The sequence below is a fragment of the Streptomyces griseomycini genome (assembly GCF_014203535.1).
GTDB lineage: Bacteria > Actinomycetota > Actinomycetes > Streptomycetales > Streptomycetaceae > Streptomyces > Streptomyces griseomycini.
Genome location: NZ_JACHJI010000005.1, coordinates 522,215 through 540,948 on the forward strand (window position 1 = coordinate 522,215; position 18,734 = coordinate 540,948).

General features: G+C 69.1%; 14 protein-coding genes and 8 pseudogenes. 10 read left to right on the plus strand and 12 right to left on the minus strand.

The window, feature by feature from the left end; all coding sequences use genetic code 11:
* Positions 1 to 209 precede the first annotated feature (209 nt).
* The 3 genes and pseudogenes from FHS37_RS16990 to FHS37_RS17000 form a co-directional block, all read right to left on the minus strand.
* Positions 210 to 383, minus strand: a complete 174-nt coding sequence (locus FHS37_RS16990; RefSeq protein WP_184821940.1) for a hypothetical protein — start codon at positions 381 to 383, stop codon at positions 210 to 212.
* Between the two features lie 45 nt (positions 384 to 428).
* Positions 429 to 983 (minus strand): annotated as a pseudogene (locus tag FHS37_RS39530) (transposase family protein); the annotation flags it as partial.
* A 129-nt stretch (positions 984 to 1,112) separates the two neighbouring features.
* Positions 1,113 to 2,024: an alpha/beta hydrolase gene (locus FHS37_RS17000; protein ID WP_229890019.1), complete on the minus strand. Its 912-nt coding sequence runs from the start codon at positions 2,022 to 2,024 to the stop codon at positions 1,113 to 1,115.
* Between the two features lie 240 nt (positions 2,025 to 2,264).
* Here FHS37_RS17000 and FHS37_RS17005 point away from each other — a divergent pair, with 240 nt between their 5' ends.
* Positions 2,265 to 2,702 (plus strand): hypothetical protein, encoded by a 438-nt coding sequence (locus FHS37_RS17005; RefSeq protein WP_229890020.1) that lies wholly within the window; start codon positions 2,265 to 2,267, stop codon positions 2,700 to 2,702.
* Between the two features lie 81 nt (positions 2,703 to 2,783).
* The gene (locus FHS37_RS17010) at positions 2,784 to 3,254 is read left to right on the plus strand and encodes a GNAT family N-acetyltransferase (protein WP_184821945.1); all 471 of its coding nucleotides are present in this window, start codon (positions 2,784 to 2,786) and stop codon (positions 3,252 to 3,254) included.
* A 24-nt stretch (positions 3,255 to 3,278) separates the two neighbouring features.
* Here FHS37_RS17010 and FHS37_RS17015 read toward each other — a convergent pair.
* The 3 genes and pseudogenes from FHS37_RS17015 to FHS37_RS17025 all read right to left on the minus strand — a co-directional run.
* A pseudogene (locus FHS37_RS17015) lies at positions 3,279 to 3,828 on the minus strand (transposase); the annotation flags it as partial.
* Positions 3,829 to 4,431: 603 nt separating this feature from the next.
* Positions 4,432 to 5,385 (minus strand): EamA family transporter, encoded by a 954-nt coding sequence (locus tag FHS37_RS17020; RefSeq protein WP_184821947.1) that lies wholly within the window; start codon positions 5,383 to 5,385, stop codon positions 4,432 to 4,434.
* Positions 5,386 to 5,438: 53 nt separating this feature from the next.
* The gene (locus tag FHS37_RS17025) at positions 5,439 to 6,080 is read right to left on the minus strand and encodes a mycothiol-dependent nitroreductase Rv2466c family protein (RefSeq protein ID WP_184821949.1); all 642 of its coding nucleotides are present in this window, start codon (positions 6,078 to 6,080) and stop codon (positions 5,439 to 5,441) included.
* Positions 6,081 to 6,309: 229 nt separating this feature from the next.
* Here FHS37_RS17025 and FHS37_RS17030 point away from each other — a divergent pair, with 229 nt between their 5' ends.
* From FHS37_RS17030 to FHS37_RS41310, 5 genes and pseudogenes are all read left to right on the plus strand, one after another.
* Complete coding sequence (locus tag FHS37_RS17030; protein WP_184821951.1) at positions 6,310 to 7,251, plus strand: LysR family transcriptional regulator; 942 nt, start codon at positions 6,310 to 6,312, stop codon at positions 7,249 to 7,251.
* Between the two features lie 729 nt (positions 7,252 to 7,980).
* A complete protein-coding gene (locus tag FHS37_RS17035; protein WP_184821953.1) occupies positions 7,981 to 8,832 on the plus strand; it encodes an arylamine N-acetyltransferase family protein in 852 nt (283 codons plus the stop codon).
* Between the two features lie 407 nt (positions 8,833 to 9,239).
* The gene (gene add / locus FHS37_RS17040; RefSeq protein ID WP_184821955.1) at positions 9,240 to 10,187 is read left to right on the plus strand and encodes an adenosine deaminase; all 948 of its coding nucleotides are present in this window, start codon (positions 9,240 to 9,242) and stop codon (positions 10,185 to 10,187) included.
* 229 nt (positions 10,188 to 10,416) lie between these two features.
* Positions 10,417 to 11,109, plus strand: a complete 693-nt coding sequence (locus tag FHS37_RS17045; protein ID WP_184821957.1) for a carbon-nitrogen hydrolase family protein — start codon at positions 10,417 to 10,419, stop codon at positions 11,107 to 11,109.
* A gap of 41 nt (positions 11,110 to 11,150) precedes the next feature.
* A pseudogene (locus tag FHS37_RS41310) lies at positions 11,151 to 11,357 on the plus strand (GNAT family N-acetyltransferase); the annotation flags it as partial.
* 1 nt (position 11,358) lies between these two features.
* On the opposite strand, the pseudogene FHS37_RS17050 reads toward FHS37_RS41310, so the two are convergent.
* Positions 11,359 to 12,146, minus strand: a pseudogene (locus FHS37_RS17050) (IS256 family transposase); the annotation flags it as partial.
* A gap of 11 nt (positions 12,147 to 12,157) precedes the next feature.
* Here FHS37_RS17050 and FHS37_RS17055 point away from each other — a divergent pair.
* Positions 12,158 to 12,810, plus strand: a pseudogene (locus FHS37_RS17055) (IS5 family transposase); the annotation flags it as partial.
* Here FHS37_RS17055 and FHS37_RS17060 read toward each other — a convergent pair.
* The 3 genes and pseudogenes from FHS37_RS17060 to FHS37_RS17065 all read right to left on the minus strand — a co-directional run.
* Positions 12,791 to 13,024: pseudogene (locus tag FHS37_RS17060) on the minus strand (DUF6506 family protein); the annotation flags it as partial. The pseudogenes FHS37_RS17055 and FHS37_RS17060 sit on opposite strands and share 20 nt — an antisense overlap.
* A 182-nt stretch (positions 13,025 to 13,206) precedes the next feature.
* Positions 13,207 to 13,281 (minus strand): annotated as a pseudogene (locus FHS37_RS40510) (DUF6207 family protein); the annotation flags it as partial.
* A gap of 220 nt (positions 13,282 to 13,501) precedes the next feature.
* The gene (locus tag FHS37_RS17065) at positions 13,502 to 14,677 is read right to left on the minus strand and encodes a penicillin-binding transpeptidase domain-containing protein (protein WP_184821961.1); all 1,176 of its coding nucleotides are present in this window, start codon (positions 14,675 to 14,677) and stop codon (positions 13,502 to 13,504) included.
* Between the two features lie 361 nt (positions 14,678 to 15,038).
* On the opposite strand from FHS37_RS17065, the gene FHS37_RS17070 reads away from it, so the two are divergent.
* Complete coding sequence (locus FHS37_RS17070) at positions 15,039 to 15,473, plus strand: hypothetical protein (protein WP_184821963.1); 435 nt, start codon at positions 15,039 to 15,041, stop codon at positions 15,471 to 15,473.
* Between the two features lie 141 nt (positions 15,474 to 15,614).
* Here FHS37_RS17070 and FHS37_RS17075 read toward each other — a convergent pair.
* Together FHS37_RS17075 and FHS37_RS17080 are read right to left on the minus strand one after the other, a co-directional pair.
* Positions 15,615 to 16,394 (minus strand): annotated as a pseudogene (locus FHS37_RS17075) (transposase family protein); the annotation flags it as partial.
* The gene (locus tag FHS37_RS17080; RefSeq protein WP_184821964.1) at positions 16,384 to 17,037 is read right to left on the minus strand and encodes a hypothetical protein; all 654 of its coding nucleotides are present in this window, start codon (positions 17,035 to 17,037) and stop codon (positions 16,384 to 16,386) included. The gene FHS37_RS17080 and the pseudogene FHS37_RS17075, both read right to left, overlap by 11 nt.
* A gap of 530 nt (positions 17,038 to 17,567) precedes the next feature.
* Here FHS37_RS17080 and FHS37_RS17085 point away from each other — a divergent pair.
* On the plus strand, positions 17,568 to 18,506 hold the full coding sequence (locus FHS37_RS17085) for a tyrosine-type recombinase/integrase (protein ID WP_184821966.1): 939 nt from the start codon (positions 17,568 to 17,570) through the stop codon (positions 18,504 to 18,506).
* Positions 18,507 to 18,734 lie beyond the last annotated feature (228 nt).

Genomic DNA, 18,734 nt, shown 5'->3' on the forward strand with positions numbered 1-18,734 from the left:
ACGGCCCCGGACCGGCCGGACCACCCAGCCGGCCGGACCGCTCGGCAACAGCAACCGGCCCACCACAACGACACCGAGCCGACCGGCCGCAATGCCCCGCGCCGTGCAATGCTGGAAGAACTGTTCACCGGCGCGACCCCGCGGCGTCGAGGTGGGGCGAGCGCGATGCAGGCGGCATCCCGGACGTGCCTGTGCCCCATGCATTCTCATCACCACGTCAGCAGGTCGGTGAGTTCGGCGTCGGTCGCCGGCCTGAGTGTCGACAGAATGTGCCGGGCCGCGGACAAGTCGTGGTGGATGCCGTCCACGCTCACGGGGTAGATCAGGCCGTCACGGTGCAGGCGCAGCTCCCGGTGCTCGTAGCTGCCCTCACAGGTCACCAACTGGCGGCCTCCGCCGTCATTCGTCCAGTGAACCGGGTCCTAGAAGGTGCCACCAGCGCCCTGGTAGCCCTTGTCGCCGTAGCGAACCAGGCCGACCTCGGCCAAGGCGTCGATGACGCCGCGGGCGCGGGCCGCCTTGATGTCGTGCGCGGCGCCGGGCAGTGCGGCGGAGGCCCACAGCAGGCGGCCGAACGGGTCGGCGAGGACTTGGGACATTCCTCCCGTGCCTGCGGTGCCTGCCCGAGGAGAGGTGCCGGTCGGCGGCGATCCGGTCAAGGGTCGAGAGGGTGCCGTCCAGGATCACGAACGCCTTGACTGCCGCGTGTTTGAGGGTCTGCCGAAGCGTGGGAACCAGCGCGGCCAGGAGGTCCACGGCCTCGCGGACGTGGCGGTAGACCGTGGTCACACCTGTGCCGGAGGAGGCCGCCGGCTGAGCGCAGGTGTCACCGCAGCGCAGGTGGGCCAGGACGAGCAGGACCTGCCGGTTCGGGGGAGGCGCCGCCGGCGGGCGCCGACCTGTCGGCGGCGCTCGGCGATCCGACCGGTCAGGAAGCGCAAGTGTGAGCTGGACAGGTCGACCGCGGACGGGGAGGCGAGCACGACGATGCTCCTGGTCAAGCGGGTGGTCTTGGTTGTGGACTCGCCTGCCAGGAGCTTCACACCTTCATGTGACCAGGGTGCAGCTCCCCTCGCCGCGGCCGGCGCGAGGTCGGATGACGCGTGTACCGATCAATCCTCGTTGGGCCGCCACAGCCAGCGCAGAGCGTCCGGCAGCAGGACACCGCCGTGGTTGGGGCTGTGTCCGCCGTCTCCCAGGACAAGGCGGAAATCGTAGCCCGCTTCAGCGAGAGCGGCTGCCACCCGCAGGTTTTCGGCGAGCCAGTTCCGCTGCGGCTCATTCCAGTGCAGGTCGCGGTGGCCGCTTTGCATGAAGACGCGCAGCGGCTTGCGGGGGACGCGGGAGATGAGGTCCGGGTAGGGGTTGCCGCCCGGCATCTGCGTGAAACTGGACAGGTATCCGATGACGCGGCGGAACCTGTCCGGACGCAGCCACGCGGCGGTGAAGGCACAGTTGCCGCCGCTGCTCCCGCCGCAGATGCCCCACTGGTCGGGTGACTGGGCGATGGTGTACCGCTCCGCGACCTGCGGGATGATCTCGGTGAGGAGGAAGGTGACGTACTGGTCGTCGAAGGCGTCGTACTCGTTGTTGCGGTTCTTCGGCCTCTCCGCACCGGGGAAGACGCCGGGATCGACGAACACGCCGATGACGACGGGGATGTCGCCGCGGTGAGTGAGGTTGTCCAGGACGACCGCGCCGCGTACCTCCCCTGCGGGGTCCAGGTACCACCATCCGTCCTGGAACACCATCAAGGATGCCGGTTTTGCTGGGTCATACCGTGCAGGCACGTGGACCCAGAACTTCCGGAAGGTCCCCGGGTAGACCTTGCTGTCCCTCCACTCGAACGCAACCGTCTCGCCGGCAGGCACGCCCTGCTGCGGAGCGGAATCGGGTCCGTGGACGTAGCGCACGTCCGACTGGTCGATCGGAAGTGGCCGGTAGGGCATCTCGATGGTCACGGGAAGCAACCGTAGGACGATCACCGCCCTTGACCGCAAAGAATTTTCGTCCAGACGCTCCACCCCGCAGCTTCAGTGCGAGGTGGAAAGGGCTCAGTGTGGTCAAAGTGTCCCGCTCACGTCAGAAGCGGTGCGAGGGTGGTGGCTTCTGGTAGAACCGGGCCGTGACCTCTCCGGAGCCGGCCCGATGGCTTTTTGCCCGACGACGGCCCGTCCGCTGCCCCGACCCACTCCCTGGAGCCCGTTTTGTCCTTGCGAACAGCAGGTACTCGACCGATATCCCTCTTCCTGGCGACCGCGTTCGTGGCCTCTGCGCTCACCGGTTGCACGCTGGCGGATCTCGCCCGGGACTGCGAGGGAACCGACGCCCGGGTCGAGGAGATGGCGGCGCTCGACATCCTTGACTCCCGGCCCGACGAGGCCACCGTCGCCCGGGGCTTCGAGAAGGTCGACGCCGGCTGCTGGGCGGACAGCGGCGACGTCGTGGTGTACGCCGAGCGGACGTACGCCTTTCCCGGCACACGGGCCGAAGTGGCAGCGCATTACCGGACAGCAGCACAACAGGGCGGATGGAGCCCAGACCCCGATGCCCTGCCCGACGACCTGCGCTTCGTCAAAGAGACCATGAGCCTGCAGATCGTCTTCCTCACCGCAGGACTTCTCGCGGAAGAGGGCCGTGGAAGCCGCCCTGACCTCAGCACCGGTGCCGGTTACTCGATCAGCATCGACTCGTACGAATAAACGTTTTCCCGTAACTGTGGGCCGGGTCTAGGCTGAGCCGGCCATCTGAGTACCGACCTTGTGGAGGCTGGGACTGCGCCTGTGGACATATCCCTGCGCGAGCTTCAGGACGGCGACCTGCCGGTCTTCTGGCAACAGTTGACGGATCCCGAGTTGCGGCAGATGGCAGTTGTGACCAGGAAGTACCACTACGACCGCGGGCACTTCGACCAGCACTGGGCGAAGGTGCGCTCCAACCCTTCAGTGATCCTGCGAACCGTTCTTGCTGACGGCGTTGTGGCAGGTCATGCCGCGGTTTTCGGCCCGCCGCAGGAGCGTGAGGTCACGTATGTCATCGGGCGAGCTCATTGGGGCCGGGGCATTGCCACCGCTGCTCTTGCCGAACTGATCGGGCTGGAGTCCGTCCGGCCGCTCCACGCCGACGCCGCCGCGGATAACGCCGGCTCCATCCGTGTGCCGGAAAAGTGCGGCTTCGTCGTCACGGGGAAGAGCCGCTGTTACGCCCAGGCTCGTGACGAGGAGATCGACCTGGTTCATCTGACGCTGGGCTGAGGACGGCGCCGCCGCCAGGACCCCTCACCCGGTCAGAGCGAGGCTGTGCAGGCGGGCGGTGTTCAGCATGGCCTGGTGAACGCCGTTGCCCTTGAGCCGGTGATCCCGCAGGATCTTCCAGTTCTTCAGCCGCGACAGGACGTGCTCGCCCCGTGCACGGGCCCGGTGAGGGACGGCGTTCTCTGCTTCCTGCTCTGGGCCGAGGCGGATCTGGCCTCGTGGTTCGCGGTGCGGGGTGAGGAGGCCGGTGCCTTGGTGGCCGCCGCCGGTGACGGTCGGAGCTCCGCGGCAGGACCGATCGACGCCGGACTCTGCGAACGTCCGGCAGCCGTCGCGACTGCCGGGCGGCGGGATGCCGATGGCCACGACCGGGCGACTGTCGGCATCGATGACGACCTGCAGGTTGGTCAGGTACCGGCAGTTCTTTCCCGAGGACGCGATGGTTGCGGTCGCGGGTGGGCACCAGGGTGCCGTCGACGACGTAGACGGTGTCCTTGCATGGCCGGCGGGTCGGGGAGACGGCCAGCAGCGGTGCGAGGTGGTCGAGGATCCTGTCGGCCATGGAAGGATCGACAATGTGACCTGTGACCTGTGACGTGTGTGGACACGAAATGCGGCGGATGCCGGTAGCGGAACCGCGGATGAGACGGCACCCGCCGGTGCGGGAACGATGGTTCTGCTCCTGGTGCTACGCATGGACTGAGCTGGGGCGTGATTCCCGTGAGGTCTCACGGCCGCAGTACCAGCCTGTGCACGGGCGCTGGGAGCGGGCGGAATCACCGGAGCTGCCCGAGGCCGTGGCCCATGCCTACGACGTGGCTCACGCCTATTCGGATTTCGGCGCAACCCTGTGCGGCATAGCGCATGACAGTCTGTCTGCTTCTCCTTACCTGTGGGTGCCGGAGTGGCCCAATGCCTGCGAAGCCTGCAAGGAGACCGTGGTCGCCATCGACCAGCGCTGGCCGCTGGAGATGCGCGGGGGGAAGCGGACCGATCCCACTCCTCCACCCGGATCGGGCTGGCCCCCCTTCTGAGACGACCGACGCGCTGACGTGAGCCGTCTCCAGCAGGTCGGTGCGCATCCGAGCCTGAGGAACGCTTCGCGGATGCCATCGCGAATCTCCCGACGGATCCGCAGCCGACGGAACCAGTGCAGATGAGCGCGTGGCACCCGCCGTTATCCGCTGCGTTCCTGTTGCAGAGCGGGTTGGTCGGGGAGGTGCGAGGCGGTGGTGCGGGGTGCGGCCGGGGAGGTCTCCTCGGACTCCTTCCTGGGCGGGCGGGGCTGGCCGAGCAGGATCGCCAGGAAGACGACGCCCATGCCGACGATCTGGAGGGCGGACAGCAGCTGGTCCTTGACGAGGTAGCCCAGCAGCGCCGCCACGACCGGGCTGCCCAGCGCGAGGAAGGAGACCGCCGCGGCCGGCAGGCGTTCGATGCCCCGGAACCAGACGATGTAGCTCAGGACCGCGCCCAGGATGATGAGGTAGGCGAACCCGAAGGCGTTGGCACCGGTGAGGCCGTCGGGGAGGTCTTCCAGCGACAGCCAGAACGGCAGTAGGACCAGGCCGCCTGCGGTGAGTTGCCATCCGGTGAACGTGAGCAGGCTGACGCCCTCGGGTCGGCCCCACCGCTTGGTCAGGGTGATGCCCGAGGCCATGCACAGCGCTCCGCCGACTGCGGCGAGGACTCCCGTGGTGTCGAGGGACACCGTGCCCTTGAAGACGAGCAGCACCACGCCTCCGGCGCCCATGACACAGGCCAGGGCGGGGAGGGCTCTGATCCTCTCGCCGAGGAAGAGGGCGGCGAGGACCAGGACGAACATGGGCTGTGCCGACATGATCATGGCGGCGATGCCGCCTGGCAGTCGGTAGGCCGCGACGAAGAGCAGGAAGTTGAATGCGCCGATGTTCAGAACGCCCAGCACCAGCGCGCGCCACCACCAGAAGCTGACAGGAAGCCGCCGGCCGAGGGCCAGCAGGAACAGGCCGCCGGGCAGGGCCCGCATGGTGGTCGCCAGGAACGGCCGGTCCGGTGGCAGCAGTTCGGTGGTCACCAGGTAGGTGCTGCCCCAGACTGCCGGCGCCAGGCCGGTCAGGGCCGCCGTGAGTACGTTCTGTCTGCTCTTCATCTCGCCTCGCATCCTGAGGGAATCACCGCGGCCCCGACGTTCGTCCGGCCGGCTCAGTCGAAGATCGGGTCGCGGTCGCGGCCACGCTTCAGCTCGAAGAAGCCGTCGGTGCCCGCCACCGCCAGCACGCCGTCCCAGAGCTTTCCGGCCGCTTCGCCCCGAGGGGCGGGGGTGAGCACGGGGCCGAAGAACGCCAGCGGCTCTCCGTCCGGGCCGGGCACGTGGATCACGGGGGCGCCGACATCGGAGCCGACCGGGTCCATCCCCTCGTGGTGCTCGGCCCGCAGCTTCTCGTCCCAGGATGTGTTCTCCGCGGCCTCGACGAGGTCGGCGGGCAGACCCGCCTCCTCCAGGGCGGCGCGGATCATGTCGTGGCCGAGCCCGGCCTTCTCGTGGTGGATCAGACGGCCCATGGCGTTGTAGAGGGGGCGCAGCACCTCGCTGCCGTGCTGCTGTTGTGCCGCGACGCACACGCGCACGCAGGCCCAGCCGTCGGTCATGCCCTGGCGGTACTTCTCCGGGACTTCGCGGCCCTCGTTGAGGACCGACAGGCTCATGACGTGGAAACGGGTCTCCAACGGCCGGACCTGCTCCACCTCCAGCATCCAGCGTGAGGTGATCCATGCCCAGGGGCAGCGGGGGTCCCCCCAGAAGTCGGCGATGGTCGTCTCGGAACGCACTGGCGCGGTGCTCATGGTGGTCGTTCGTCCTTTCGGTGTCACGGGCGCGTGGGCGCGCGCAGGCGTGCCTCGGCGGGGTGCGCCCAGGCGCGGGAGGCAGGGAGGAGGAGGTTGCGGCGGTGCGGCTCGCGGACGTGCCGGAGGAGCCCGACCGGGGGCCCGCCCGGCGGAATCGGCCCGAGGACGCTCCTGCCGTGTGCGGTCGTCACCAGTGTCGGGCCGGGAATATCAATGAGTCCAACACATGCTTGTCAAGCGATGCATCTCGTATCACGATGGATCCGTGGAGCTCCAGCAGATGCGTTACGTGATCGCTGTGGCCGAGACGAACAGCTTTACGAGGGCGGCCCAGCGCTGCCTGGTGGTGCAGTCCGCACTCAGCCACCAGATCGCGCGCTTGGAGAAGGAACTGGGTGCGAGGCTCTTCGAACGCACCAGTCGCCGGGTCCGGCTGACCGCGGCGGGCGCGGCCTTCCTGCCCGCCGCCCGGCAGTGCCTGGACGCGGCGGAGCGGGCCGCCGCCGAAGTCGCGGCCGTGGTCGGGGAGGTGCGCGGACGCCTCGCGCTGGGACTGATCCCCAGCGTCGCCGCCGTGGACGTTCCCACCGTGCTCAGGGAGTTTCACCAGCGTCATCCGAAGGTCCGGATCAGCCTCAGTGTGGGAGCGAGCGACGAACTCGTCGAGCGGGTCAGGCAGGGCGAGATCGAGGTGGCCTTCCTCGGCATCCCGGTCACGGCCCGTCCCCGGGGCGTCATGGCCCGGGAGCTGGCCCGGGAGCGGCTGGTCGCCGTGGTCTCCCCGGACCACCCGCTCGCCGGCGAGACCTCGGTCGACCTCCGCCGGCTGTCCTCGGAGGTGTTCGTGGACCTCCCGGCGAAGACCGCCGGCCGGGCCCAGTCCGATCTGGCCTTCACCGCCGCCGGCCTCACCCGCGAGGTCGCCTTCGAGGTGACCAACGCGGACTACCTGACCCGTCTGGTCGGCGCGGGCCTGGGCGTGGCCCTGCTCCCGCCCGCGTACGTCGAGGGCCTCGCCGGTGTGGCCACGATCGAGGTCACGGACGCACCGGCCCGCGCCGAGTACGTGATCTGGGGCCGGGAGGGCCGCACCCCGGCGGCCGCCGCCTTCCTGAACCTGTTGGGCATCGAGGAGGAGCGAGCGCAGGCGTCCCCGGCTCGTTCCTGACCGGTGCGGCAGTGGCTCAGGTCCGGGCCGCCAGGGCGCGTTCGGCATGAGGCGTTGTCGGTGGGCTGCCAGGCGTTGATGGCCGCCGCCGTGGAGGCGGGAGGAGACGGACTCGGTGCTCGGCGGGCGGCGGTGGTGCTGGGCTGGGACAGCGCGTCCGCCTCCCGTGTCGAAGGAGCAAGGGCCCGGTCGAAGCGGATGGCGGAACGGGGCCGGCTGGTGGAGGACGATCCCGGCCGCTTCGCGCTGCCACGCCGGGGGCAGGGCGTTGCTGGTGCCGAGTGGCCGGACGGCGGCTCATGAGCATGGTCATCGACCGCAGGACGACGGCCTCGCTGGTGTCGGTGCGTCGCTCGTCGTCCCGCACCAGGGCCCACTGCGCGTCGCTCGTGTCCGAGCCGTACCGGGCTTGGCGCTCCGGCCGGTCGGCCGCGTTCCCGAACCCGTGGGCGAGGCAGTCACACCCGGGAGTGGACGGACTGGACCCGGCAACCGTGACCACGCGCCCGGACGTCGGGCCGCACATTCTGCATGACGATCACGACGGACGGCCCCGGGGGAGGTTACGAACGTCCGGCACCAGATGGCACGGCAGCCGAATGGACCCGAGAAGGCACCTCCGACCAGCAGATACAGCGAACTGCAACTGGAGTACTAGGACCAAAGGCCGGTGGCGGTTCCGGCCGCGGGGGCAGGTAGGCCGGGGCGGTGCGTCCGTACGGTGGAGGCATGCCTGAGACTGTACCGACGACGTCATTCGACCTCGATACCTATCTGAAGCGGATCGGGTGGGAGGGCGAGCGGCGGGCCGACCTCGCGACGCTGCGGGGCGTCCACACGGCCCACGCGCTGACCGTCCCGTTCGAGAACCTGGACCCCGTGCGGGGTGTGGTCCCCTCCCTCGACCCGGCCGATCTGACGGTCAAGCTCGTGCACGGTCGCCGTGGAGGCTACTGCTACGAGCACAACACGCTGTTCGCGGGCGTCCTGGAGGCGCTGGGCTTCCGGGTGACCCTGCTGGCCGCGCGGGTCGTGGTCGGCACCGACCGCTTCGAGAGCCGCCCGCGCACGCACATGGCGCTGCTCGTCGAGGTCCCCGGTGAGCAGCGGCCCCACCTCGCGGACGTGGGGTTCGGCGCGGTCGGCGCTCTGCTGGAGCCGGTGCCGCTGGTGGTCGGCACGGAGTTCCACGACGCGGGCCGTCGGCACCGGCTGGTGCACGCACCGCACGACGGCCCACTGGAGATGTGGGTGCTGGAGGCGTACGGCACGACCGGAACAGGCAGGGCGGACGGCTGGGAGGCGCAGTACGCCTTCACGGTGGAGCCCTTCGAGCAGCCCGACTTCGAGGTCATCAACTGGCACATCGCCACCCACCCCCGCTCCCCGTTCAGCCGCCGTCCCTACGTCCAGCGCCTCACCCCCGGCCGCCACCTGTTCCTCGACGGCCGCCACCTCACCGAGACCCGAGCCGACGGCGCGGTCACGACGCGGGAGTTGACCAACGAGAGGGAGGCACGACGCCTCCTCGATGAGGAGTTCGGGATCGACGTGCCGGACGGCGTCCGGTTGCTGGGCTAGGGCCTGTCCGGTGGGTCAGGAACAGAGGCGTCCACCCGGGCTGCCACGGGGCGCTTTGATGCCCAGGTGGTGAACTGGACGCAGACGCACGACTGCTACGGGGACGTCGATCACGTTCCCGCGCTTTTGGAGGCATCCCGGCGGCGACCGCTGCGAGCAGTGGACCGGTCGCGTCAGGCGCGCCGACCTGCGCGGCGTACGGGACCAGCACGCCCTCGGCGCCGGTGCCGACCATTGCGCCGGCAGCCCCGGTGCCAGCGGGGACGACGACGAAGACTGACCGTTGGCACGCCCGCTTCCCACGCGTTCGTCGATGTCAGCCGGCGGGCATCCACCGTGTGTGGTGGTCGGTGCTGCACGTCGAAATGATGTCGGTGCCGCGGGTCCCGACTGTCTAGGGTCTTGCTGTGAGAGATCTGCGCCTGTTGCCCAAGGCTCACCTGCACACTCATCTGGAAAGCACCATCCGTCGCGCCACGATCCGCGAGCTGGGAGGCGAGTCACCCGTCCAGGACCGGCCGTTCACGAGCTTCAGGGAGTTCGCCGACCAGCGGGCCGCGGTACGTGCGCTCCTCCGCGAGCATCGGCACTTCCGTCGTGTCGCCGAGGAGTTCTGCCAGGACGAGGCGGCCCAGGGTGTCCGCTACGCGGAGGTCACCTTCACCGCAGCGGCTCACGGCGAGCGTCTCGGCGATCCGGACATGCCGTTGGCAGCGGTGCTGGAGGGACTGGCCGTTGGAGCGGAGCGGTACGGCATCCAGACTAGGGTGATCCTGGACCACTCGCGCCGTCGCTCCGTCGACCGGCTGTGGCGCACCTTCAATCTGGCCATCCGGCACCCGCAGGTGATCGCCATCGGCCTTGCGGGAGACGAGTCCTATCCGGCGGCGCCGTTTGCCGAGGTGCTCCAGGCCGCCCGCGAAGCGGGGCTGCACCTGGTGCACCACGCCGGGGAGACGGCCGGCCCGGCCAGCATCCGGGAGGCGCTGACGGTGGGGCACGCGGAGCGGATAGGCCACGGCATTCGGGCGCTGGAGGACCCGGCCCTGGTGGCCGAGTTGCGGACACGCCGGGTGCCGCTGGAGGTCTGCCCGTCCTCCAATGTCCTGCTCGGACTGGTGCCGTCGCTGGCGGAGCACCCGCTGCCGCGTCTGGTCGAGGCCGGCCTGACGGTCACCGTGAACACTGACGGGGAGACGACGCTGGGGGCGGAGTACCAGCACGCCCGGGAAATCTTCGGGTACAGCGACGCCGAACTGGCGAACCTGGCCCGTGCCTCGGTCGAGGGCAGCTTCGCTCCAGCAGGGTTGAAAGCACAGGTCACCGCCGAGATCGAGCAATGGCTGAGCAGCTGAGAGGTAAGACGCTGCACTGGTTCGCTGGTCGGGTCCGCGTGATCAACTGTCGTGCATTGGTCCATCACCGGCCTGAACAGTGACTTCTGGGTGACGAGATCGGGGAGCGCCGAGTTCGGGCGAGCGGTGACGTGCTGATACGCGGTGGCAGTCTTCCGCGGCAGTGCGCAATGGCTCGCTGCGTGGCGCTCTGTAGGCTGATCTCGCGATTCGACGAGGGGGATTCGGGATGGGGCAGCTGTTGAGCATCGCGGTGGCGCAGCCGAGGTGCACGGCTTTCGACGTGAAGTCCAACGCGGTGGCCCATGGGGAGGCCGTTCGGGCGGCGGACGCGCGAGTGGTGGTCTTCCCCGAGATGTCGTTGACGGGATATGAGTTGGACGCGGCGCCGGTCCTTCCGGACGATGAACGGCTGGCTCCCCTCGTTGCCGCGTGCGCCGAGACGGGGACGCTTGCCTTGGTCGGCGCGCCTGTGCCGGGCCCGCGTATCGGCATGCTGGCCGTGGACGGCGAGGGCGCACGGGTGGCTTACGGGAAGGTGTACCTGCACGGCAGTGAGGCCGACCGCTTCGTGCCCGGGGAGCCCGCCGCGATCGAAGTGGACGGGTGGCGGCTGGGGCTCGCCGTCTGCCGCGACACGGGCATCCCCGAGCACGCCGCGAGGACCGCGGCGTTGGGCATCGACGGGTACGTGGCCGGGGTCGTCCACGCCGACCACGAGGCTGAGGTCCACGGCGAGCGCGCACGCCGGGTCGCAGCCGACCACGGGGTGTGGGTCGCCACGGCCGCCTTCGCGGGCCCGACCGGCGGCGGCTTCGACCACACGTCCGGCCGTTCAGGCATCTGGTCCGCCGACGGGGAACTGGTCGCGGAGGCGAGCGCCGCGCCCGATGAGATTGCGCGGGCAGTTTTCACCAAGTGAGCCCGGCCGGAACGCGAAGGCCGCGATGGGCAGAGGGCGCTCGAACCGGCGGACGCCGGGTGTGCTCTGGCTCCGCTTGGCGCGGGGGTGTTCGTCCGGACTGCCTGGCCACCAACGCTCGCCTGAGTGCGTACTACCTCGACGCCGGCTATCGGATCGTGGGACGCAAGGAGGGGAGACCGAAGCCGGGCGGTACGCCCAAGTCGTTCACGCTCCTCGAGAAGTCCGTTCGGGATGAGTCGAGGTAGGTCAAGCGGCGAGGACCTCTGGACGCTCAACGAGCTGGCCGCGTTCGAAGCGGGCTCCGGCGCGGACGAGGGCGACGAGATGGGGTCCGTTCACGGCCCGCCAGCGGGCCTGGGCAGACTCGACGAGCTTGAAGACCATGGCCAGGGCGGCGGCCGCGCTGCCGGCGCCTCGGGTTGCTTTGGTCCGCAAGCGGACGGCGGCGAAGGCCGGCTCAATCGGATTCGTGGTGTGCAAGTGGATCCAGTGCTCGGCGGGGAATTCGTAGAGCGCCAGCAGCTCGTCCAGGTCATCGGTGGTCTTCTTGACTGCCTCGGGGGACCTCACACCGTACCTCTCCTCGAACGCGGCGACGGCCTTGAGCGCGTGGTCGTGGTCCTCGGCGCTGTAGATCTCCTGCAGGGCCTTCTTCGCCCCGGGCTGCGCGGACTTCGGCAGGGCATTCGCAACGTCGACGATCCTGTGAACCCAGCACCTCCGGTGCCGCGTCTCGGGAACACCTCGGCCATGGCCCTCCAGAAGCCGGGCGCCCCGTCGCCGACCACGAGCACGGGAGCCCGCATCCCGCGCCGCCGGCGGTCGCGCAGCGAATCGGCCCAGGAGCCGGCTGATTCGCGGTAGCCGTCGCTCATGGCGACCAGCCCTTTCGCGCCGTCCGAACGGACACCCATCAGCACCAGCACGCACGACTTCGCCTCCCGAAGTCGTATGCGCAGACGGATGCCGTCGGCCCACACGTAGACGTAATCACCGCCGGACAGGTCCCGCTCGGCGAACGCCTGGGCAGTGTCCGACGGGAGGTGTGACTGTGGCTTGTCGGCGTCGTTCCGCCCTGCATGGGGCGGGGTGGCGCTGGAAGAGTCACCGCAGGGTGATCAACGGCATTCTCCTCCGGCAACGGACCGGTATCCCGTGGCGGGACCTGCCGACACGGTTCGGGAAGTGGAAAGCGGTTTATGACCGGCATCGCCGCTGGTCAGCGGATGGCACGGGGGAGAGGAGCTTGCGGGCCGTGCAGGCCAGGGCCGACGCGGAGGGCCGGATCGGCTGGAGCATGGTCAGCGTGGACTCGACCTCCTGCCGGGCTCGTCAGCACGCCGCAGGAGCCCATACCCGGGCGCCGCGCATTCCCGGGCGACGTGGCCGGCCTGGCCAGCACCGCAGTGATGAGGCCCCGGGCCGCTCCCGGGGCGGGCTGACCTGCAAGATCCATTTGGCGAGCGAAGGGGGTCGGCGTCCGCTCGCGTTCGTCATCACACCAGGACAGTGGGACGGCGCCCCCACAGCTCATCCCCGTCCTCGACCGCATTCGGGTCCCCGGACTCGGCGGCGGCCATCCCCGCACACGACCCGATCACCTGGGCGGTGACAAGGAGAAAATCGCGTGCACCTGATCGACCGCTTCGGGCCCATAGCCAACCGCGCCCACGGGGACCGCGCCGTCGATCGCCTCGATGACACGCCCGGCCCATACTGGCCCGAACCCCCCGCACAGTTCGATCAGTTGCACGCCCTCGTCCACCAGGCGGCGCGCGACCTCGATGCCCTCCTCGGGCTTCTCCACCCCGACGAACACACTGCGGCACGTACCCGTGTCCACGACGCTGACATCGCCACCCGCCGCGCTGCCGTCCGCCGTGTAGGTAAAACCCCAGTGCGTGAGCGCCATGCGTATCGACCTCCCGTGATCGTCAGAGCCACCAGCCGAGCAGAGCCAGGGCGGGAATGGCCTGGATCGGAGATGATCCGTGAGTGATCTCCGCCGCACTCCGGATGCCGGCACCGTCCGAACACGACAACGCCGACCACACTCGCATGACCCGTCGGACAAGCCCTACCGGTCGTGCGGTCGGCCGTCGCGGTCGCCCACCGGCCGGCGAGCGCCGCCTGGAGAGCGAGGGCGGTGTCGTCGTCCGCAGCAGGCAACGGACGACGACACCGAGTGTGACAGCATTCCCTCCCTCAGCAACCTCACTGTGGAACAACCTGTAAGTCATGGGCGTGCTTACCCAGGCCGACCAGGTCGCTCGGCGGCCAACTCCGCCGCTCAATCACACGCGCGCGAGCATCGGCTCCCGTGCCCGTGGGCATACGGCGGCGCGGCAGACCTGGCCGGTCCGTACGGCACGTACGGGCCCGCCTTCAGTCAGGAAAGCGCCTCGGCCATCGCTGTGGTGACACGGGCGGCCGCGCCGGCGTCCGAGGTCGCCGCACGGGCGACGAGTGCGACGGTGTCGCCTTTCTCGGTCTGGGCGTAGGTGAGGGACCAGGAAGAGGGGGTGCCGTCGTCGGCCTCGGTAGGTGCCCAATCCTTCTTTTCCCGCACCGCGGGGAGCAGCAGGTCCGCCGTGGCTGCCGGGACACTTTGCGCGACCTGCCGTTCTTCGTCCTGGACGACCAGGTGCGGACCCACCATCAGGCCTCGGTTGGCGAGGGCCGCCGTCACCCTGGCCAGCTGAAGCGGGGTAACGGCAATGTCCCCGTTCCGGTAACTTCCGTACCTGCTCTCCGAAACCCGGATCGGAACGTTCAGCTCGTCATCGCTGAAGCCGAACGCCTCCGCGGTCTCGCGCAGCCTCCCCTCGCCCAGATCCATGGCCAGCTTCGCGAAAGTCTCGCCGCAGGACCGGACCAGCGCCTCACGGATGGTGGCGTTCGCACACTCGCCCGAGCCGCCGTCCGTGGGCTCGTCCGCCGTGTCGTACAGGCCGTGGTCCAGAGCGGCCGCCGCGATCATGACGTCGAAGGTCTCCCCGGGCGCGGTCGCCTCACGCAGCGCCCGGTTGAACATCGGCTTGTCCTTGTCACCGTTCGCCTTCTTCCAGGCTTTCTGGTCCTTGGACGAGTAACCGCTGAACGCTTCCGGGTCGTAGGACGGTGTGCTCACGACAGCCAGCAGTGCTCCTGTCTCGGCGTTGAGCGCGACCGCCGCCCCACGCCGCTCGCCGAGTGTCTCGAAGGCCGCCTTCTGCACCTCCGGGTCAATGGTGGTCTCCACGTCCTCGCCCCTGCGGTGGGTCAGGGAGTTCTCGTAGACGGCCTCCAGCCCCGCGGTGCCATAGGCGAGCGAGCGATATCCGGTCACGGACGCGTACAACTCACCCTCTGTGTAGGTGCGTTGGTACGGGATCTCCTTGTTGCCGCTCGGCTTCGACCCCGTGACGGGCTTGCCGTCGACGAGGATGTCGCCGTACCCGTCAACGGATGCACCCGAACTCGGTTTCGCCTTGTTCCCGTTGGGCGAGTCCACGTCACCGGAACAACCGGTCAGCAGCACGAGGAGCCCGGGCACGACAAGGGAACGCTTGATGACCGATGCCATGATCACACTCTAGACAACACCCGTCGTCGGCTGGACGGGGCGAACTCTTCGCGGCTGCCTCGCGAACATGGGGCCGTACCGCCTGTAGCGGCAGCGGAGGGCGCGTGCTGGGTGGCGGCGACGCCAGTGGACCACGTCATCGCGTGAGCGCGGTCCGGAGCACGTCGGTCGAAGCATGCGGCGGTGCGGCGGACCTGGCCGGTCCGTATGGCGCGTACGGGTCCGTTCTCCCGCCGCTCGGGATCGCGGGCGAGAAGATGGCGTGAGCTGCCCGGGTGCAGCCGGATCGATGGGCAGAGCATCCCGTCTCCAGGACCTGTCCGGCCGGTCATGGTTGCGGGTGGTCTGGCATGATGCCGGGGTGAGCATCATCGTCGAGTTCTTCGCGGCTCCGGATGACGCGTCAGCGGCTCTGGTTCTTCGGACCGGGCCGCGACGCGCATTCGAGTCGCTCTCCTTCGGCAACTTCGATCCCGGAGAGGCTGTGGTCGAGTGGGAGTGCCTGTTTGCCGGCGCCAGCTTCGATCAACTCGTTGAAGCTGACGAGCCCCGTCTCGTCGCCGGCCAGGACGATGACGGGTGCGTCGTCTTCGCGATCTCGCCTTGCCTGTCCGCAGCGCTCGCCGAGGCCGAGCGGTCCGAGTTGAAGGATGCCGCTGTCGCATGGTCCTTTCAGCGGGCGGAGGACGGCGAGGTCATCGACCCGGAGATCGCCGAAGCGATCCTGAGTGATCTGGCTGCTCTCGTCAGCAGTGCCCGACGCCAGGGCCAGAACGTCTACTGCTGGGTCGCGTAGGAGTTCAAGTTCGGAGCCGGATCGCAACGGACGCCGCGGTGGCGGTGCCGAGGAAGACGCGGCCGCGCTTGTCGTGACGCGTGGCGACGGCCCGGGACTGCTTGAGGCGGCTGATCGCCCGTTCGACGGTGTTGCGTTTCTGGTGTGGACGGCTTGGACGGTGCGGCTGACGCGTCGGGTTGAGCAGGGGGCTCCGTGCAGCGCCCGCCAGGACTCCAGCCGGGCGGAGGCACGTTCGCCGGGAGCGCGCAGCCGGGCGTGGTCGCGGTTGTACTGCCGGCAGTGCTCGGGTAGTCCGCGGTGGCGGTGGTACGGGGTGTGGACGGTGGCACCGGCGCCCTGGTGGGCGCGGTCGGCCAGGACCAGGGCCTGCCGGGTGAGGCATGTCTGGACGACGCCGGGGGCGCGGGCTGCGGTCAGGCACGTGGGTGTGGCCCGGTGCAGTGCGGGAGAACCAGAGCGGTGTGCCGTGCGGGTGGGCGATGACCTGCACGTTCCTCCCGTGTCGGCAGTGTTTCACCGAGTGGTACGGCGCGTCCGCGGCCGCCCTGTCGGTGGGGATCAAGGTCCCGTCGACGATGACGAAGTCGCCTTCGCGGGCCCGGCAGGGGCCTCGTGCGGGCCCGGTGCCCAGGCGGCCGGGACCTCGAACGTCTCGTCCACGTACCGCCACGTCGTTGTCCCGGACACCCCGAACCCCGCTCCTGGCTGGGCGAACGTCTCGTTCTTGTGCAGGTGGGCCAGGACGAGCAGAGCCTGCCTGAAGCAGGCCAGCTTCCGCCACGGCGAGTTCAGTTCGCGCCTTCGGGCGTAGACGAGCCACGAGACGTGCCCGACCGGCTCATACGGGACATCGAGCATGGAAGGACGCGGAACCAACAGAGCCCCTCTGGCCGCCGACGTGCTTGGCTCACCCTCCATTCTCCTGGGCTTTGACGTGGTGGATCAGCTCGGTCGTCCTCAGCAGGAGGCGGAAGTATGCAAACGCCTGGGGGAAGACCCGCGGATAGCCCAGTTGGGCAACGTGCCGACGTAGCTTCGGCAGGCACTTCGTGATGATGCCCTGTCGACCGATGTCAAGATCCCCGTCATCTGCGAGAGAGGTGGAGACGCAGCCGGCCAGCCACGTGTCCAGCTCGGCCAGGTCCGCCTTGCTACCGGCTGGGACGTCGGGAGAGGGAGATCGGTAGTGGACGGCCCAAAGCCGTCCGACCTCGCCGAGCACCGCCTGCTTCCCGCCGGGACCGGGCCATCTCCACCCGAGCAGGTGTCGCACCTCCGCCTGGCGCGGAGTCCTTTGGTGCCGGGCCTTGTCGGCGCGGCGGCGATCTGCGAACGACTCCACCTTCCTCAGCCACACCGTGCGGCTGGCCTCCAGCTTCTCCAGAGCGTGAAGCAGCGCCGTCTCATCGTTCCTGAGGTCACCTGCCGTGCTCAGGTAGGACCACGTTCCGTGGAATCCGAGCGGACAGCAGCAGCCCACCGCGTCCCCCAAAGCTCCGAAGCGCCTACCGAAAGGGAGATCGCGGTCACGAACCTGCCTGGCATACACGCGGAAGCCCATGCGCTGATCATGTCGCAGTTGCCGATTGCCGGCGGTACGCCGCTTACGTCCTGGGCTGCAGGAGTACCGGTTCGGATCGTCGCGGCTACGGACACGAGGGGGGCGACGTCCAGGCTGGAAGCGGAGGTCACCCAAGCTGCGTCGTAGTAGAAGAACCAGTGTCCGCCGGTCGGGCGGCAGCCGGTACCTACCACGGGGATCTCGATGGCCCCGTCGAGGAGGGCTTCGACGCGGGTTGTCTGCACTGCCGTCCAGGGACTGAGTCACATGTGCCACAGGTGCTCCGATCCGCTGTGCCTCGCTGCTAGTGATCACGAAGTGAGGCACAAGAACCACCCAGGAGTGTCGATGTTGCGCATGGAACGGGCCGTGTCACCGAGCACGGGCGCCGTGACGATGGTTCTGGTCGACGACCGGACCTACGAGATCCACGGGGAAGCCCGTGACTTCTCGCTGCACCTGCGAGCACGTGGACGATCACCCCACACCCAGCGGAACTACCCGCCGCGCGTCGGCCGGTACTTGAACTGGTGCAGCGCAAGGGGAACCGACCGGCGAGCAGTCGCCTTGGCGAATTGGCCCGGTACAAGTTCGCTCTTGAACAGACCCCGGCCCGCCATAACCAGCGACTGCTTGCCGGTAAGACTGTGAACGCACACCTGACCACGGTCTGCGAGTTCTCGCGTTTCTGTGCCGCGCAGGGCCACATTCCGCAGGAGGTCGCCGACCGGCTAGTCGCGCCTCGTTTCCTTCACCACACGCCGCGTGGTTACCAACGCGGCGAGCATGGCGGACACAACATGATCCGGGCCCGCGTCCTGAAGGCTCCGGAGATCGAGAAGCCGCCGGCCACACTGACCTGCGAACAGACACAGCACATCGTCGATACCGCGCGGACGGCACGTGATCGCCTCCTGCTGAGCATCCTCCTCAACGGCGGCCTGCGGATCGGGCAAGCCCTGGGGCTGCGGCGCGAGGACATGCATCTCTTGCCGGACGCGAGCCACCTGGGCTGCACCCATCGAGGCGCTCATCTGCGTGTACGGCCTCGGCAGGACAACGCCAACGGAGCCCGGGCGAAGAGTGGCCGGTCCCGCGTCGTACCCCTCGTCCGCGAGTGCGTCCAGCGATACCGCGACCACGTGGCAGAACGCGAGGAGGTGCCGACGGCCGCCGGTTCCGATTACGTCTTCGTCAACTCGGTCGGCCCGTATGCGGCGAGGCCGATGACGTACTCCAACGCCAAGCAGATCATCGAGCGCATCGGCAACCGGTGCGGCTTTCGCGCACGTCCGCACACGATGCGGCACACGGCCGCCACCCGGTGGATCCGCAGCGGGGGCGATCCGGACGTGGTGCAGACGTTGTTGGGTCATGTCTCGTCCGCGAGCACGGCGGTTTACCTGCATGCGGCGGACGACGACTTGCGCACGGCCGTGGAGCTCGCCGCTGCGGGAGCCGGCCGGTGAGCGCGGTGCTCGCCGCGGTCCCGGCGCCTCGCGAAGCGGACGGCGAAAACTGGGGAGTGTGGCTGAACGGCCAGCTGGATGAGCAGCGGCGGCGGGGAGAACGGGATCCCGCCACGCACGTCTTCAGCGGCTCGGTGAGCAACCCGCTGACGGCGGCTCACCCCTGCCGCGTGCTCCGCTGTCCCGCAACGATGGAATCGTTCAGCAGCTACTGCTCCGGGTGCGCTC